Source organism: Stenotrophomonas sp. YJH_SMC_40, from assembly GCF_059368615.1.
In genome coordinates, this window is the sequence record NZ_JCAFRX010000002.1 from 488,041 (window position 1) to 504,122 (window position 16,082).

Consider the following 16,082-nt stretch of genomic DNA (forward strand, 5'->3'; position numbering starts at 1 on the left):
CCGCGCGATCGCGCGATAGTCGACTAACAGTCGACTCTACCGGTCCCGATGCCGGTCCCGATGCCGGTCCCGATGCCGGTCCCGATGCCGGTCCCGATGCCGGTCCCACCGCTGCCACACGCGCTACGCAACCCGGTCATGTCCCTGCAACGCCGTTGCGGCCCAATACGCCCACGCGGCCCGGCCGTGGGAAGGGACCGGACCGGCCTTCCCACCCTGGGCCCGACCAACTTTTCACGGGCGAGGGTGTCATGCGCAATCGAGTGACGCGGCGGTACTTCCAGCAGCTGTTCGCGCTGTACGCCGGTTTCGTGCAGTCGCGCTGAGGCGTAGACGCCAGCGAGGTAGAGTCGACCGTTGGTCGACTATCGCGCGAAGCGCGGGGTTTTCGGGGGCTGTACGAAAGGCAGTCGACTAACAGTCGACTCTACCCAGTCGACTCTACCCAGTCGCCGCAGTACCCAGTCGCCGCAGTACCCAGTTGGTCGCCCAGTCAGCGCCGCTTGCCGCGGCGCGCTGGTGCCGGCGGCGGTGCATCCGAACGCGGCTTGGCGTACTGCGTCCACAGCGCCGGCAGTGCCTTGCCGGTGTGCTTCTGCCACAGCGCCGGCGTATAGCGGCCGTCGCGCAGGGCCTTGTCCAGCGCCAGCACCAGGCCGGGATACTCGGCCTCGGCCCATTTCAGGAACGCACCGGTCACCCGGTAGCCGCTGTCGAAATTCTGCCCCTTCTCGACCTTGCCCGGCAGCACCCAGCCTGCGGCGGCATTATCCATGCCGTAGCGGTCGCGTGCGTAGTCGGCGATGCCTTCCACCAGCCAGCCCGGCACCCGTGCTTCGCCGTAACCTGGATAGCCCTGCACGATGTGCATCGCCTCATGGGTGACCAGGTCGATGTCGTTCGGGTGCTGCGCCAACCAGCCTGGGTTGATGGTGATCGTCGCTGCCTGGTCCTTGTCGCCGACGAAGGCGATGCCGGTGTAGGCCGGATCGATCACGATGCGCACCATCGCCGGCGCGGGCGGGTGGAAGTCCGCACGTTCGCGCAGGTAGGCGAAGAAGAACGTATCGATCACCCGCTTGCGCTGCGGCGCGGCCAGGGCGCCACGGGCGTCCTGGTAGTTCAGCGTCACGCCGTCGCGGGTCAGCTGCGTATCGAACGCCTGGGTCTGGCCGAAACTTGAGAAGGACAGGGCAACAAGGGCCAGAGGCAGAAGACGGTAGCGCATGCCGCTCATTGTACGGTGCCGGCCGCCAGCAGTTCGATCTCCGCCAGTGGCAGCCGTGCCGGTGCCGCCAGGCGCAGGCGGTATTCGCTGTAGCGGCCGGGTCTGGCGATGCGGAACGGACGGGTCTGGCGGGCGGATTCGAAGTCTTCGCCGCTGCGCTGGTCGAGCACGGTCCAGCTGCCGCCGCCGTTGCGCGCCTCCAGCGTCCACTCACCGCCCTGGATGCGGCCGTCGCCGCTGGTGAGCGTGTACATCGTTGGCGTGCCGTCGCTCAGTCCGGTCAGCGCGATGGTTGCGCCGCCGCCCAGGCCCACGGTGGTGCTCGCATCGTTATCGACCAGTGCGGGCAGGGCGCGGCCATCGGCCAGCGTCGCCTTCGCGCCGCTGCCGAGCAGGTCGTGCAGCAGCTGCGGGCGCTGGCCGCGCGCGGTCAACGAGCGCGGCACATCGTCCACGCCGCTGCCCCAGCGCGAGGGACGGGGTCCCATCACGAAGTCGAGGGTCGCGCCCTTGGCGATCAGGTCGTGTGGCACCCAGGTCTTCGTCCACGGCTTGCCGTTGATCTTCAGCGACTGCACGTAGACGTTCTCGCGCGAGTTGTTGGCCGCGTTCACGGTCAGCACCGCGCCACCCTGCAGCTCCACGCGTGCATGTTCGAAGGCCGGCGAGCCGATCACGTACTCCGGGGCGCCCATGCGAAGCGGGTACAGGCCCAGCGAGGCCAGCACGTACCATGCCGAGGTTTCGCCGTTGTCCTCATCGCCCGGATAGCCCTGGCCGATCTCGCTGCCGACGTACAGCCGCGACAGGATCTCGCGCACGTGCTGCTGGGTCTTCCACGGCTGCCCGGCATACAGGTACATCCACGGGATGTGGTGCGCCGGCTGGTTGCTGTGCGCGTACATGCCCATGCGCACGTCGCGCGCTTCGGTCATCTCGTGGATGGTGCCGCCGTAGGAGCCGGCCAGTGCCGGGTCTGCGGTTTCCGGCGTGGCGAAGAAGGTATCCAGCTTCGCCGCCAGCTTGTCGCGGCCACCGTACAGCGCGGCCAGGCCTTCGCCGTCATGGGCGGCAGTGAAGGCGAAGGTCCAGCCGTTGGATTCGGTGTAATCGTGGCCCCACACGCGCGGGTCGTAGTCCTTGGCGTCCACGCGCCAGCGGCCATCCGCCTTGCGGCCCTGGAAGAAGCCGGCGGCAGGGTCGAACATCGTCGCGTAGCTGGCAGCGCGGTGGCGGAAGTAGTCGGCTTCGGTGCTGTAGCGCTCGCGTGCGGCCGGCGTGGCCGCGCGCTTGGCCAGCGCATCGGCCATGTTGGCGATGCCGAAGTCATTGAGTGCGCCTTCCATCGTCCACGACATGCCCTCATGCACGTCGGCGCTGGCGTAGCCCCGGAAGGTCGAACGGTCCATGCCCTTGCGGCCGACATGGCGGTCGGGTGGTACCACGGTCGCGTTCTTCAGCGCGGCGGCGTAGGCCTCGCCCGGATCGAAGCCGCCGACGCCCTTCAGCCACACATCGGCGAAGGCCACGTCCGAGCTGGTGCCGACCATCAGGTCCGCGTAGCCCGGCGACGACCAGCGCGCGATCCAGCCGCCAGCGCGGTACTGCTCGATGAAACCCTGCACCATCTGCCCGGCATCGTCGGGCGTGAACAGCGCGTAGGCCGGCCACGTGGTGCGGAAGGTGTCCCAGAAGCCATTGTTGACGAACACCTTGCCATCGCGCACGGCGGCAAAGGTGCGGGTCGCGCTGCCATCGGTGTTGTCATCGCTGGCGCTGGCCTGGTTGGCGTAGCGCCACTCCGGTGCGGCGGCGCTGCCCACGTTTTCATGGCCGGAATTCGGGTACAGGAACAGCCGGTACAGGCTGGAATACAGCGTGGTCTTCTGGTCGTCGCTGGCATCGCCGATGTCGAAGCGGGTCAGGCGTGCGTCCCATGCATCCTGCGCACGGCCGGCCACGCTCTCCAGCGTATCGGTGGCGGTGATTTCCAGGGCCAGGTTGTGTCGTGCCTGCTCCACCGAGATCAGCGAAGTGGCGATGCGCATGGTCACCCGCCGGTCGCTGCCGGCATCGAACTTGATGTAGCCGGTCGGGCGGCCGGTGCTGAGGCGCCCACTGCTGCGCCACGGCTTGTCGAAGCTGGCCACCACGTACATGCGGCTGGCACCGTTGGACAGGCCGCTGCGCGTGTCGGTGTAGCCGGACAGCGTCTGCGTGGCGGCGTCCAGAGTCAGGCCACCACGGGCATCGACGTTGTCGAACAGCAGGTTGGCGTCGCCGTCCTCCGGGAAGTCAAAGCGGAACAGCGCGGCATGGTCGGTCGGCGCGATCGATGCCGCGACGCCGTTGTCGAAGCGCACGTCGTAGCGGTAAGGGCGGGCGCTTTCGTGGCTGCGGTCGAACGACAGGGCACGTTTGCGACGGTCAGCCTCCGGCACGCCACGACTGGCCGATGGCATCACCTGGAAGGTCTGGCGGTCGCCCATCCACGGGCTGGGTTGATGGCTCAGCGCAAGCGCCTGCAGCTGCGGACGGTTCTGCGCGTCGTTCTGCTCGTTCCAGCGGTACAGCCAGTTCAGCGCACCGGCATCGGTGACCGGGGTCCAGAAGTTGAACCCGTGCGGCACCGCCGTGGCCGGGAAATTGTTGCCACGCGAGAAGGTGCCGTTGGCCTGGGTACCGCGGGTGGTCAGTACCCAGTCGGAGACGCGCGCTGGCTGCTGCCGTGGCACTGTGTCCAGGCGAACGTCATCAATCCAGCCGGAGACCGGTGCGCCGTCGGCACTGGCCACCTCCAGTTCGATCGCCACCACGCGGCGGCCCTTCAGCGCGGGCACATCGCCCAGCCGCACCGCCTTGCGCGCCCATTGCTGCGGGTACAGCGTCTTCGAGTCGCCCTGCGCGCGGGCGCCGATCGCTACGCCGTGCTGGTCGCGTGCAGTGCCGGCCGAAACCCGACTGCCATCGTCCAGCAGCAGGTCCAGAGACACATAGGTCGAAGCCACGGTGTCCTTGCCGACGATCTCCGGCAGCACCAACCACGACAGGGTGGTATCCGCCTCGATGGTCACGTCCGCCTTGAACAGTTCGCGCCGCGCATTGCCACCTTCACTGCTGTAGCGCAGTGCGTGCAGGCCGCTGTAGCCGACATTGCGCTTGGCGGCGTAGGGCGCCGCGGGGCCATTGCCGATCGTGACCTGCAATGCGCCTGCGGCCGGTTCCGGAGCCGGCTGGCCCGGCTCGAACGAGCTCTGCAGTCCCTGTGCCAGCACCGGCATCGCGGTAGTCGCACAGGCCAGGGCCAGGGCGAGCGGAAGCAGGGCGCGGCGTGGATCGGACAGGGTCATGCAGGGGTCTCCCGGAAGGGCTGGCGGCGGGCAGAACCCGCATCGGCGGACACCACGGACGGCATCGCTCCGCCCGCCGGGATGGCAGTGGAAGAGGCGATGCCGGTCCGGTGGGGGCGGGCCATGCGATCGGGTCGGATTGGGGCAGGCCGGTTCACGACCTGGCCCGATCCTGCAACAGCCGTGGCAACCTGACAAGTGCCATTTAGTTCGATCCAAATGCGGTAAATATCGTTGTCGGTGGTTTCCCGGGGTGAATCTGCAGGATCGGTCGGGAATTCCCACCGGCACCTCATCCCGAAGTGGCATGCAAGGTCGCAGGGAATCGGCCCGATACGCGCAAAGACCCGTTGCGGCGCAATGTCGGGGCGGCCTGGATGCTAGAATCACAGGCCTCGCAACCCGTTCATCGACATCCGCCATGAGCCATACCGCCACTGCGCCCGCCAACGCCGAGAAGCGCTACACCGTGCACCGCAGCGATCTGCCGCTGAGCTGCCCGACCCCGGAAATGGCGCTGTGGAACTCGCATCCGCGCGTGTACCTGCCGATCGAAGACGAGCCCAATGGCGAAGCGCAGTGCCCGTACTGCGGTTCCGTGTTCGTGCTGGCCGACTAAGCGGCCGCCCCTTCGATGCGCCGATTGACCGTGGTGCAGTTGCTGCCGGCGCTGCACTCCGGCGGCGTCGAGCGCTCGACCCTGGAAATCGCTGCGGCCCTGGTCGCCGCCGGCCATCGCGCGCTGGTGGTTTCCGCCGGTGGCCGCCTGGTGCAGCCGCTGCTCGACAGCGGTGCCGAGCACCTCACCCTGGACATCGGCCGCAAGTCGCTGCTGACCCTGCGCCACTTGCCGACCCTGCGCCGCTTGTTTGCCGAGGTTGGTGCGGACATCGTGCATGCCCGCTCGCGGCTGCCGGCCTGGCTGGGCCTGTACGCAATCCGTGCCCTGCCTGCCGCGCAACGCCCGCACTGGGTGACCACCGTGCATGGGCTGAATTCGCCCAGCCGCTACAGCGCGGTGATGACCAGCGGCGAACGCGTGATCTGCGTGTCCAACACCGTGCGCGATTACGTGCAGCGGCACTACCCGACCGTGCCCGAACAGGCATTGCAGGTGATTCCGCGTGGCGTCGATGTGGCCCAGTTCCCGCGCGTGGCGCGTGCCGATCGCCGTCCGCGGATGGCGCTTGCGGCAGAGTACCCATGGCTGGCGCAGGTTGAAGGCCCCTTGCTGCTGTTGCCGGGGCGTGGCACCCGCCTGAAGGGTCACGCACACGCATTGCAGCTGCTGGCGGATGTGCGCGCCGCCGGCGTGCCGGCACAGTTGTGGATGCTGGGCACCGATGAACCCGGCCGTGAAGCCTACGTGGCCGACCTGCGCCGGCAGGCGGCCGCGCTCGGCGTGGCCGAGGCCGTGCACATCAGCACGCCGACCGCACGCATCGCCCAGACCTACGCGGCCAGCGACCTGGTACTGCAGCTGTCGGACAAGCCCGAAGCGTTCGGCCGCACCGTGGTCGAGGCGTTGTCGGTGGGCCGGCCGGTGCTGGGTTGGGACCATGGTGGCGTTGGTGAGCTGCTTCGGCAGCTGCAACCCGCAGGTGCCGTGCCGCTCGGCGATGCGCGGGCATTGGGTGAACGTGCGCTGGCCCTGCTGGCCCAGCCCCCGTCCTTGCCGACCCGCATCCCGTTTACCCTGCAGGCCATGCAGCGCGATACCCTCCGCCTCTATGCCGACCTCGCCGGCTGACCCCACCGTCATCGTGCGCGACGACCGCGCCGGGCGCTGGGCGCCCTGGTGGGTGCTGGCGTACGTGGCGATGTGGCCGTTGCCAGGCATCGCCGAAACCGTGTTGGGCCTGGGCGCGCTGTACGCGGCGGTGCGCATGGTGACGCGCCGCCTGCAGCGCCGCCCGCATCTGTTGAGCACGGCGGCCTGGGCACTGACTTCGATCCTGTTCCTTGGTTACTGGCTGCCGCAGGCATTCTCCGCATTCGATGCGATCGATCCGGCGGCCTCGTGGACCAAGGCTGCTGCGGGCCTGCGCTATCTGCCCTTCATGTGGCTGGTGGCGATCGCGGTGGCTACGCCGGAGCGGCGGCGGCTGACCTTCGCGGGGCTGGCACTGATCACCGGCGCATGGACGCTGGATGCACTGGTGCAGGCGGTGGCCGGCACCAGCCCCTGGTTCTGGTCGCTGGAACACCTGAAGCTGGCGGTCAGTGGCCACGCACTGTGCCCGGCCGACGAGGCCGCACTGGCAGATCGCCTCAGTGGCGCACTGGGACCGTGCAACCTGAAGTTCGGCCAGGTGCTGGCCAGCCTGTCGCCGTTCCTGCTGCTGCCCGCCGCGCGGCGCGTTGGCAATACGGGCTGGCTGCTGGCTGCAGCAGCGCTGGGCAGCGTGCTGCTGTTGGCCGGTTCGCGCGCCTCGTGGATCACCTTCGCGCTGGTGCTGGCCTACAGCGGCGTGCGCCAGTTCGGCTGGAAACGGCTGGCCGCGCTGGCGCTGGTGGCGGTGCTCGGCGCCGGTGCGCTGACCGCCAGCGTGCCGCAGCTGCGCGAGCGCTTCGCGCGAACGGCCATGGCCCTGGATGGGGGGGAGCGTGGTGTCGACGAGGCCCTGTCAGGGCGCGCGCGGATCTGGGAAGCCGCCGCCTGCATGATTGAAGAGCACCCGATCAATGGCGTGGGTGCACGTGGTTTCCGCGATGCCTATCCCGCTTGCGTGGCGGAGGAAGGGCCGGCCGTGTGGGGCAATGCCCCGGCGCTTCATGCCCATCAGATCGTGCTGGAAATCCTCGCAGAGACTGGAGTGATTGGTCTGTTGCTGTGGCTGGCGGCGGTGGCCCAGGCCTGGCGCGCATGGCGCTACGCGCCGGCAATGGCCCGCGAACGCGCGCGTCCGGCGATGCTGGCGCTGGCGGTGACCGTGTTCCCGCTGAACACCCATCTGGCGTTCTATTCGGCCTTCTGGGGTGGCCTGACCGTATTGCTGGCCGCGCTGTTCGCCGGCAGCCTGCTGGCGCGCGACGCGGACGACACGCCGACGGCGGCGTGATCGTCCATCCAGCATGGCGTGGCTCTACTGCACGTACCGAACGGAGATTCCTGTGGTGGATCCACGCCATGCGTGGATGGAGCTTTCCCGACGCAAACACAGGTAACCCACCACTACCGGTGTTTCCATGCGTATCGCACGCTTGAGGCATGGCCAGCCCAGGACTCCGCTACGGTCGATATTCCCGATCCGGCAACGTGTACTCATTGACCACGGCAACCCTTGGCCGTGAACCGTTGTTCGCGGATGCGGCGAACATGGCGATCCTGATCGACACCCTGCGCTTCGTCGAGCGTAGGGGCTTCAGCCACAGTCTCGCCTGGGTGGTGATGCCCGACCATCTGCACTGGCTGATGGAACTGCGCAGTGGCAGCGCGGCTATCACGACCATGCAGTGCGGACCGACGAATCACTTCACGAGAAGGCAATGTACATCCTGGCCAATCCGGTCCGTGCGGGCTTGGCGTGCGTGGTGGGGGAGTACCCGTACGCCTGGTGCCGCTGGCCGTTGTGAATCCCGGCACGGAATCGAAAAGCATCCACGCATGGCGTGGATCTACTTGTAGAAATCGCTCCGCCCGCCTGGCTGGCGCTTGAAGCGGCGGTGGATCCACAGGTACTGGTCGGGCGCCTCGCGCACCATCTCTTCGATGGCCTGGTTGACCCGCGTGGTATCGGCTTCCACGTCGTCGCTGGGGAAATTCTCCAGTGGCGCGCCGATCTTCAGGAAGTACTTCCCGCCTTCGCGGCGATGGAAATACGGGATCACCGCACAGCCGGTCATCCGCGCCAGCTGGTGGGTGGCAGTGATGGTCGAAGCGGTGTGGCCGAAGAACGGCACGAACACGGTGTCCTTGCCGCGCATGTCCTGGTCGGGTGCGTACCAGAGGAAGCCGCCCTTCTTCAGGTGGCGCACGGTGGCGCGGATGTCCTCATTGGCGAACATTGCCTTGGCGTAGCGCAGGCGGCCGAACTTCACCGCCCACTCGTACACCGGGTTCTTGTGCTTGCGGTACATGCCTGAAAGATCAACGTAGTCGCACAGCAGGCGCCCGCACATTTCCAGGGTCATGAAATGGCCGGACACCAGCAGCACGCCACGACCTTCCGCCTGCATCTGCCGCAGATGTTCCAGTCCTTCGATCTGCACCTGCGGGCGGATGCTGTCGATGCTGCCCCACCAGGCACGGATGCACTCGAACACGCCCACACCCAGGGCATCGAAGCTGTCGCGCACCAGGCGCTGGCGCCAGGCCTCGTCCTTCTCGGGGAAGCACAGCTGCAGGTTGACCTCGGCGGCGCGGCGACGGCTGCCCAGCAGGCGCCAGGTGATCCAGCCGACGCCCCGGCCCAGCGCCCGCTGCAGCATCCACGGCAGGCGGGCGATGGCGAAGGCGCCCAGCATGGCGGCGAACATCGGCCAGTTGCGGGGATCGCGCAGCGACGGGCGGACGGCGGTGGTGGCATCGGACATTGGCCCATTCTACCAAGGCGGCCGCGTGTCTTTCCCGGGGGGCTCCCGTATCCTTGCCGCATGCGTAAAGACCCTGTCGAATGGATCCTGCGCGGCCTGTACTCGGTCGTGCTCTACATCCTGCTGCCGATCACCGTGTACCACCTGGTCTGGCGCGGCTTCCGGGTCCGTGAATACTTCCGGCGCTGGGATGAGCGCTATGCCTCCTATCCGCAGCCCACCGGCCAACCGCGGGTCTGGCTGCACGCGGTCTCGGTGGGCGAAGTCAATGCCGCTGCGCCGCTGGTGAACGCGCTGCGCAAGGAGCGCCCGGACATCCGCTGGGTCATCACCACCATCACCCCGACCGGCTCCGAGCGCGTGCGTGCGCTGTGGGGCGACGCCCTGGACCACGTCTACCTGCCGTATGACGTGCCCGGCAGCGTCAACCGCTTCCTCGGCCACTTCCAGCCCAGCCTGGCGCTGATCCTGGAAACCGAACTGTGGCCGAACATGCTGTTCGGCTGCCGTGACCGTGGCATTCCGGTCTACATCCTCAACGCGCGCCTCTCGGCACGTTCGCTGCGGGGCTACCGGTTGCTGGCGTCATTGATCCGCCGCGCACTGCGCACGGTCACCTGCGTGGCCGCGCAGTCGCAGGACGATGCCGAGCGTTTCGTGCAGCTGGGTGCCGCGCCGGAGCAGGTGCAGGCGCTGGGCAACCTGAAGTTCGACATCACTACGCCGGACGTGCAGGGCTTCGTCGAGCAGTTCCATGCCCGCGTGCCGGCCCGGCGGCCGGTGTGGATCGCCGCCAGTACCCATGATGGTGAAGAACAGGCGGTGATCGATCTGCATCGGCGCCTGCGCCGGCAGCACCCCGACCTGTTGCTGCTGTGGGCGCCCCGGCATCCCGAGCGCTTCCCGAAGGTGGAGGCGCTGGCGCGGGAGCAGGGCTGGAACGTGGCAACCCGGCGCGCGAAGCAGTGGCCGGAGGTTGGAACCGATGTGTTCGTCATCGATACCCTGGGCGAGCTGATGCCGTTCTATGCCTGCGCGCAGGTGGCGTTTGTCGGTGGAAGCCTGCAGCCGATCGGTGGCCACAACCTGCTGGAGCCGGCGGCGATGGGCACCGCTGCGGTGACGGGCCCGCACCTGCACAACTTCTCGGAGATTTCCCGTCGGATGCGCGAGGCGGGCGCGCTGTTGATCGGCGAAGACGTGCAGGCGGTCGGCGAACTGCTGCAGCACCTGCTCGAAGATCCACAGGCACGCGAGGACATGGCGCGGGCAGGCTGCACGCTGATCAGCAACGGACGCGGTGCCCTGCAGCGTACGCTGGCGCTGGTCGGACCACACCTGCCGCCGCCTTGCCGCTGAGTCCGAAGGGCCGGCGCACGCGACGTGACTGTCGTGAAAGACCGCGTCAATTCTGCTTAGCGACCTGGAATCTGTCGTAGCGGGACCGTGAGCTTCCTTGCCAACGTGCCTGCCGTCACATCGTGATGCGCATGGCGCGTATTCCGATACCGCCTCCCGGCACAGGCTGTCAGTCTGCTGTCGACCGCGCTTGGGCGGATATCAAGGGAACTTGCGATGGACAGCGACAGCAGCCCCGGCATCGATGAGCCCGGGTACGGCGATCGCCTTGTGGTGGTGGCACTGACCTTGCTGCTGGGAGGCGGCGTGGTCGCGCTGGTCGGCCAGCACACCGCAGCCCAGGCAGGCCCGGCCATCGTCCTGAGCCTGCTGCTGGCCGCGCTGGGCACAGGGCCGCTGCTGTACTGCCTGCACGTTCTGAACCAGCAAAGGCCCGCTGCCGATGGCCTGCATGGCGTGGTGCGGGACTGCTGGGGAGGCGTGCCGGCCGTTCTGCTCGGTGGCGCGCTGCTGCTGGAACTGGTGGTGACTGCCGCTGGCGTTGCGCAGTCCGTCGCCAACCATCTGCATGTACTGCTGGCTGGGTGTGGAATCGAGGCCAGCAACGGGATGCCGGGTCAACTGATGGCTGCTGCCAGCCTGCTGTTGCTTGCAGTGGTCGGATTGCTGCGGCCACACCGTGTGGTGCTGGTTGCCTGCGTGCTGCTGACGGTGAAGGTCGGCGCCGGCCTGCTGTTGCTGGTGCTGGCAGCCCGCCATGTGCACTACGCGTACTGGATTCCATGGCTGCCGCCGTCAACGGCACCCTATCGCTTCGGGTTCGGCGGTGTACTGGCGGCGAGCGTGCCGCTGTACGGTGTGTTCGCCACCGTTGGCCTGGCGCTGGGATTTCCTGGCATCGGCAGGCAGGCGAGGGCACGGCCGCCGCTGCTGTCGGCGTGCGTGCTGCTGGCCATGGTGCTGCTGATCGTACTGGCCGCGTTGCAGGCGGGCCTGGTCGAATTTCCGGCCCTGGCCAGCACGCGGCCTTTGTCGGTCGCCCTGCAGCATCACCCGCAGTTGTACTGGGTGATGCCCTTGCTGCCGCTGGCGGGAGTGGCAGGGTTGGTGGCGCTCATCCTGGTGCTGCTGATGTTGGCTGCGCGGTTGGCGATGCAGCTGTGGCCGACGGCAGGTGACCGATCCCTGGAGTTCCGGGAGAGACTGGTGCCGGTTGCCGTCGTCCTGTCGGCGGCATTGCTGGCGTTGTGGGCGCCCATGGGCAGCCTGCCGGTACTGCCTGGTCCGGCAACCCTGTTGGTGATGGGGGCCGTGTGCGTGGCCGTACTGCGCGGACGGGCACCGCGGTCACGCGCCCTGCCGGTGCTGGCTCCCGTCGCCATCGCACTGTGTCTGCTGGCCGCAGTCGAACGGATGCGGGTCTGGCCCGGCTGACGGTCGATGGGTGCATGCTTCCGTCCGCGCGGCCAACAAAAAAGCCACCCTCGCGGGTGGCTTCTTCGTGACCGGCAGGCTGACGACTCAGTGCGTGGTGGTTGCCGGGTTGCCCGCGTCCTGGGTCAGCAGGCGGTTGACGTCCTGCAGCTCGGCCACGTCCAGCGCACCCAGCGACTGGCTCAGCAGCAGGCGGTTCTGCAGGAAGGTGTAACGGGCCTGGGCGTAGTCCAGCTGCGCCGAGAACAGGATGCGCTGGTTCTGGATCACGTCCAGCACGGTACGGGTACCGACTTCCAGGCCGACCTGCGAGGCGTCATAGGCGCTCTGTGCCGAGACCACCGCCAAGCGGCGGGCTTCCACTTCGCTGATGCCCTGCACCAGGGTCTGGTAGGCATTGCGGGTGTTGCGGTCCAGGGCACGCTTCTGCTGCTCGTAGCCGTCCTGGGCAATGTCACGCTGGGCCAGCGCCTGGCGCACGCCGGACTGGGTAGCGCCGCCGGCGAAGATCGGCACGTTCAGGGTCAGGCCGATGCTGTTGGTGCGGGCGTCGGGGGACAGCGAGCCGGAGCCGGTGCTGTCGCCCCAGGTCGCGGTCTTGCCCCAGCTGCCGCCCAGCGACAGGGTCGGGTAGTGGCCACCACGCGCGGCCTGCACGCCGGCTTCGGCGGCGCTCACCTTCAGTTCCTGCGCCTTCAGCGCCGGATTCTGGGTGGTGGCCTGGTGCACCAGCTCGTCGATGTTGCCACGGTTGGCCGGCACTTCCGGACGGAAGTCGGCCGGCAGCCCACGCAGGTTGGTCACCGGCTGGCCGGTCAGTTCGGTCAGGGCCTGGTAGTTATCGGCCAGGGTGTTCTGCGCAACGATGGTGTTGGCGCGCGCCTGGTCGTACTGGGCGCGTGCTTCGTGCACGTCGGTGATCGGCGCCAGGCCCACTTCCAGGCGCTTGTCGGCGAAGTCGAACTGCTTCTTCGCAGCCGCTTCATTGGTCTGTGCGGCGTTCAGCGATTCGATCGCCACCAGCACGTTGAAGTAGGCCGCCGAGGTGCGCACGATCAGGCTGTCGTTGGCAGATTCGAGGGTGAAGTCCGCCGCCTTGCTCAGCTCACGCTGCGAACGCAGGTTGTTGATCTGGGTCCAGTTGAACAGCGTCTGGCTGCCATCGATCGTGTAATTGCGGCGCTTGTTGGTGAACGAGCCGGAGTTGATGTCGGCGTTCGGCTCGCTGCGCGTGCGGTTCAGCGTGGCCTGGCCGTTGATCTGCGGCAGCAGGGCGGCGCGCGCCTGCACGGCGCCTTCCTTGTCGACCAGCCGGGTCGATTCGGCGGCGGACAGCTGCGGATCGCCGTTGCGTGCCATTTCGTAGACCTGCAGCAGGTCGGCGGCATGGGCAGACAACGGCAGCAGGGCAGTGGCCAGCGCAACAGCGAGGGATCGGCGGATCATTGCGGCTTCCTTGGACTCAGAGGTGGAACTGGGGTGCCGGGGCGGCACCACGCAGGTAATCGATATCGGTCTCGAACAGGGACTCGGTGCTGCCGTCGGCCTTGACCAGCAGGGCCTCCATCGCCGGCGAGCGGCCGTGGATCACGAACAGGCGACCACCCGGACGCAGCCACGAGGCGAACTGTGACGGCACCACGTCGACCGCACCAGTGACACAGATCACGTCAAAGCGGCGTTCGGTCTGCCAGGACAGGGCGTCAGCCACTTCCACGCGGACGTTGGTGCCCAGGCCGGAGGCGTCCAGGCGGGCACGCGCGGCGGTGGCCAGCTCCGGGTCGATCTCCAGGCTCAGCACGTCGCGCGCGAGCGCGCCGATGCAGGCGGACAGGAAGCCGCTGCCGGTGCCGATTTCCAGCACTTCGTCACCCGGCTGCAGATCCAGTGCCTGCAGGGTACGGCCCTCGATGACCGGCTTCATCATCTTCTGGCCGTGGCCGATCGGCAGTTCGACATCGGCGTAGGCCAGCGCCCGGTGTGCATCGGCGACAAAAGCCTCGCGCGGCAGGCGGGCCAGGACGTCGAGCACCTTGATGTCCAGCACGTCCCAGGGACGGATCTGCTGTTCCACCATCAGTTCGCGGGCGTGGGCGTAATCAATCGTCATGAGGTTCAAATCCAGCGCAGTGGGCCGGCCATTTTACCGGTGCCGGAGGCCGGCGGCGCGCCCAGAGCATCAGCTGCCGGGTGGCCGGGGTCGCAGTGCCGGAAGTCATCGCGACCTCCGGTTCGTTCAGTTTTGGTTATTCAGCCGTCCCGGCCCCTCGCGGCGCATAGGCGCGCAGGAAGAAGTCGATGCTGGCGGTCACGTGGGCAAGAGGGTCGCACTCCACCGGTGACAGTGGCATGCCGCACATCATATGCATGTGCACTTCGCCCTTGACCAGGGTCAGGAACTGCTCGCCAGCCAGCGAATAGTCGGTGATTTCCAGCTCGCCGCGCTCGGCGCGTGCCCGCAGGAAGTCAGCCAGGGCCTCGCAGGTACGTTCCGGTCCTGCCTTCCAGAACAGCTCGCGCAGGCGTTCGTCGGTCTCCGGCGCCATCATCATGCGCTGGATCGAGATCGCCGCATCGGAAGTGATCAGTTCGAAGAAGGCCAGGCCGATGCCGATCAGCTGGTCGCGCAGCGGGCCGTCCGCGTCGGCCACGAACAGGGCATCGGGCAGCATTTCAATGCACTTTGACTGCACGGCCTCGGAGAACAGGGTCTCCTTGTCGCCGAAGTGGCTGTACACGGTCAGCTTCGAGACGCCGGCCTGGGCGGCAATGGCGTCCATGCTCACGCCGGTATACCCCTGTTCGATGAACAGTACCTTGGCTGCTTCAAGGATCGCCGCGCGCTTGCCCAGATCCTTGGGGCGCCCGGGTCCGGCGGCCTTGGCAGCGGGCTTGGCCGACGGCTTGCGGGAAGTGGAAGAACTCATCGCAACAATACTAGACCAAGCGGTTCGATATTTATACTATACCGGCCGGTTTATTAAATTGGGCCGGCAGTCGCGGCTCCCCCTTGTTGCAACCCTGCGTTTTCAGGACGTTGACCGATGAAGATCGTGCGCTGGATGGGCGGTATGGTGTGGGTGGCTGCGCTGGCAGCCTGTTCGGGACAGGAACAGGCGCCGCAGGCGGCCGTGCCGGTACTGGTGGTTCACCCCGGCGAACAGGCCGGACAGGCGCCGGCGGCATTCCCGGGCACGGTGCGTGCCCGTCAGGAAAGCCCGCTGTCGTTCCGCGTCGGAGGCAACCTGGTCAAGCGCCACGTCGATGCTGGCCAGCGGGTGAAGAAGGGGGACGTGCTGGCCGAACTGGACGTGGCTGACTTCGCGCTGCAGGCCCGTGCCTCGCAGGCGCAGCTGGCTGCGGCCGAGGCCGACCTGGTGCGTGCCCGTGATGACCTGAAGCGCTACCAGGTGCTGGCCGACCAGCAACTGGTCAGCCGCTCGCAGCTGGACCAGCAGTCCGCGGCGTTCAAGGCCGCGCAGGGCCAGGCCAATGCGGCCCGCGCCAACCTCGATGTGCTGCGCAACCAGGCTGACTACGCGCAGCTGCGCGCGCCGGCCGATGGCGTGATCGCCAGCCGCGAGGCCGAAGCCGGGCAGGTGGTGTCCGCCGGCCAGACTATCTTCAACCTGGCCGCCGATGGCGGCCGCGAAGTGCTGATCGACCTGCCCGAGGCGACCATCCGCGACTACGCGGTCGGCCAGCCGGTCGAGGTGGAACTGTGGAACCGCCCGGGCCAGCGCCTGCCCGGTACGATCCGCGAGATCGCCGCCGCCGCCGATCCGCAGGCACGCACCTATGCCACCCGCGTCAGCCTGGCCGCCGATGCGCTGGCCGATGTCGAACTGGGCCAGAGCGCACGCGTCTACAGCAGCGCCGGTCGCCACGGCACCCTGCAGCTGCCGCTGGGCGCGCTGCAGCGCGGTGCCAACGGTGCCGCCAGCGTGTGGGTGGTCGATCCGGCCAACAGCACGCTGAAGGCCGCCTCGGTCACCACCGGTGCGTTTGGCAGCGAGACCGTGCCGGTGCTGTCCGGCGTGAACGCGGGTGACTGGGTGGTTGCCGCCGGTGGCCACCTGCTGCGAGCGGGCCAGCCGGTGATCGCCGTGGACCGGCAGAACCGCCCGGTGCTGAAGCCGGCCGCGCCGGCCGCTGCCGCCAAGGCCAAGGAGTAA

12 protein-coding genes and 1 pseudogene are annotated in these 16,082 nt (G+C 67.9%); 7 read left to right on the forward strand and 6 right to left on the reverse strand.

Annotation, left to right across the window (positions count from 1 at the left end):
* Positions 1-493 precede the first annotated feature (493 nt).
* Entirely contained in the window at positions 494-1,237 is a 744-nt protein-coding gene (locus AC5P6X_RS05220; RefSeq protein WP_088436245.1) for a basic secretory protein-like protein, read from the reverse strand.
* On the reverse strand, positions 1,234-4,578 hold the full coding sequence (locus AC5P6X_RS05225; protein ID WP_049450551.1) for a GH92 family glycosyl hydrolase: 3,345 nt from the start codon (positions 4,576-4,578) through the stop codon (positions 1,234-1,236). Before AC5P6X_RS05225 ends, AC5P6X_RS05220 begins: the two co-directional genes overlap by 4 nt.
* A gap of 421 nt (positions 4,579-4,999) precedes the next feature.
* Here AC5P6X_RS05225 and AC5P6X_RS05230 point away from each other — a divergent pair, with 421 nt between their 5' ends.
* From AC5P6X_RS05230 to AC5P6X_RS05245, 4 genes and pseudogenes are all read left to right on the forward strand, one after another.
* Positions 5,000-5,197, forward strand: a complete 198-nt coding sequence (locus AC5P6X_RS05230) for a zinc-finger domain-containing protein (RefSeq protein ID WP_005410967.1) — start codon at positions 5,000-5,002, stop codon at positions 5,195-5,197.
* Positions 5,198-5,212: 15 nt separating this feature from the next.
* On the forward strand, positions 5,213-6,328 hold the full coding sequence (locus AC5P6X_RS05235) for a glycosyltransferase (RefSeq protein WP_108270727.1): 1,116 nt from the start codon (positions 5,213-5,215) through the stop codon (positions 6,326-6,328).
* On the forward strand, positions 6,309-7,640 hold the full coding sequence (locus AC5P6X_RS05240; protein ID WP_329757017.1) for an O-antigen ligase family protein: 1,332 nt from the start codon (positions 6,309-6,311) through the stop codon (positions 7,638-7,640). The genes AC5P6X_RS05235 and AC5P6X_RS05240 overlap by 20 nt, the downstream gene beginning before the upstream one ends.
* A 149-nt stretch (positions 7,641-7,789) precedes the next feature.
* Positions 7,790-8,154 (forward strand): annotated as a pseudogene (locus tag AC5P6X_RS05245) (transposase).
* A gap of 42 nt (positions 8,155-8,196) precedes the next feature.
* Here the strand turns inward: AC5P6X_RS05245 and AC5P6X_RS05250 are convergent.
* Positions 8,197-9,114, reverse strand: a complete 918-nt coding sequence (locus AC5P6X_RS05250) for an LpxL/LpxP family Kdo(2)-lipid IV(A) lauroyl/palmitoleoyl acyltransferase (protein WP_005410964.1) — start codon at positions 9,112-9,114, stop codon at positions 8,197-8,199.
* Between the two features lie 60 nt (positions 9,115-9,174).
* Between AC5P6X_RS05250 and waaA the strand changes: the two genes are divergently transcribed.
* Positions 9,175-10,473 (forward strand): lipid IV(A) 3-deoxy-D-manno-octulosonic acid transferase, encoded by a 1,299-nt coding sequence (waaA, locus tag AC5P6X_RS05255; RefSeq protein ID WP_049403581.1) that lies wholly within the window; start codon positions 9,175-9,177, stop codon positions 10,471-10,473.
* A 216-nt stretch (positions 10,474-10,689) separates the two neighbouring features.
* A complete protein-coding gene (locus AC5P6X_RS05260; RefSeq protein ID WP_108270724.1) occupies positions 10,690-11,907 on the forward strand; it encodes an amino acid transporter in 1,218 nt (405 codons plus the stop codon).
* 87 nt (positions 11,908-11,994) lie between these two features.
* Here the strand turns inward: AC5P6X_RS05260 and AC5P6X_RS05265 are convergent, their stop codons facing one another.
* The 3 genes from AC5P6X_RS05265 to AC5P6X_RS05275 all read right to left on the reverse strand — a co-directional run bounded on the left by AC5P6X_RS05265 (position 11,995) and on the right by AC5P6X_RS05275 (position 14,834).
* Positions 11,995-13,353 (reverse strand): TolC family outer membrane protein, encoded by a 1,359-nt coding sequence (locus tag AC5P6X_RS05265; protein WP_033835642.1) that lies wholly within the window; start codon positions 13,351-13,353, stop codon positions 11,995-11,997.
* A 16-nt stretch (positions 13,354-13,369) separates the two neighbouring features.
* Complete coding sequence (locus AC5P6X_RS05270; RefSeq protein WP_005410960.1) at positions 13,370-14,017, reverse strand: protein-L-isoaspartate O-methyltransferase family protein; 648 nt, start codon at positions 14,015-14,017, stop codon at positions 13,370-13,372.
* 136 nt (positions 14,018-14,153) lie between these two features.
* Positions 14,154-14,834, reverse strand: a complete 681-nt coding sequence (locus AC5P6X_RS05275; RefSeq protein WP_005410959.1) for a TetR/AcrR family transcriptional regulator — start codon at positions 14,832-14,834, stop codon at positions 14,154-14,156.
* A 117-nt stretch (positions 14,835-14,951) separates the two neighbouring features.
* On the opposite strand from AC5P6X_RS05275, the gene AC5P6X_RS05280 reads away from it, so the two are divergent.
* Positions 14,952-16,082, forward strand: coding sequence for an efflux RND transporter periplasmic adaptor subunit (locus AC5P6X_RS05280; RefSeq protein ID WP_005410958.1), 1,131 nt, complete (start codon positions 14,952-14,954; stop codon positions 16,080-16,082).

Bases quoted from the DNA above. Each gene is read 5' to 3' on its own strand.
- AC5P6X_RS05250 (WP_005410964.1), bottom strand. From the start codon at position 9,114: ATGTCCGATGCCACCACCGCCGTCCGCCCGTCGCTGCGCGATCCCCGC.
- AC5P6X_RS05225 (WP_049450551.1), bottom strand. From the start codon at position 4,578: ATGACCCTGTCCGATCCACGCCGCGCCCTGCTTCCGCTCGCCCTGGCC.
- AC5P6X_RS05220 (WP_088436245.1), bottom strand. From the start codon at position 1,237: ATGAGCGGCATGCGCTACCGTCTTCTGCCTCTGGCCCTTGTTGCCCTG.
- AC5P6X_RS05230 (WP_005410967.1), top strand. From the start codon at position 5,000: ATGAGCCATACCGCCACTGCGCCCGCCAACGCCGAGAAGCGCTACACC.
- AC5P6X_RS05280 (WP_005410958.1), top strand. From the start codon at position 14,952: ATGAAGATCGTGCGCTGGATGGGCGGTATGGTGTGGGTGGCTGCGCTG.
- AC5P6X_RS05265 (WP_033835642.1), bottom strand. From the start codon at position 13,353: ATGATCCGCCGATCCCTCGCTGTTGCGCTGGCCACTGCCCTGCTGCCG.
- AC5P6X_RS05260 (WP_108270724.1), top strand. From the start codon at position 10,690: ATGGACAGCGACAGCAGCCCCGGCATCGATGAGCCCGGGTACGGCGAT.
- AC5P6X_RS05270 (WP_005410960.1), bottom strand. From the start codon at position 14,017: ATGACGATTGATTACGCCCACGCCCGCGAACTGATGGTGGAACAGCAG.
- AC5P6X_RS05275 (WP_005410959.1), bottom strand. From the start codon at position 14,834: ATGAGTTCTTCCACTTCCCGCAAGCCGTCGGCCAAGCCCGCTGCCAAG.
- waaA (WP_049403581.1), top strand. From the start codon at position 9,175: ATGCGTAAAGACCCTGTCGAATGGATCCTGCGCGGCCTGTACTCGGTC.
- AC5P6X_RS05235 (WP_108270727.1), top strand. From the start codon at position 5,213: ATGCGCCGATTGACCGTGGTGCAGTTGCTGCCGGCGCTGCACTCCGGC.
- AC5P6X_RS05240 (WP_329757017.1), top strand. From the start codon at position 6,309: ATGCCGACCTCGCCGGCTGACCCCACCGTCATCGTGCGCGACGACCGC.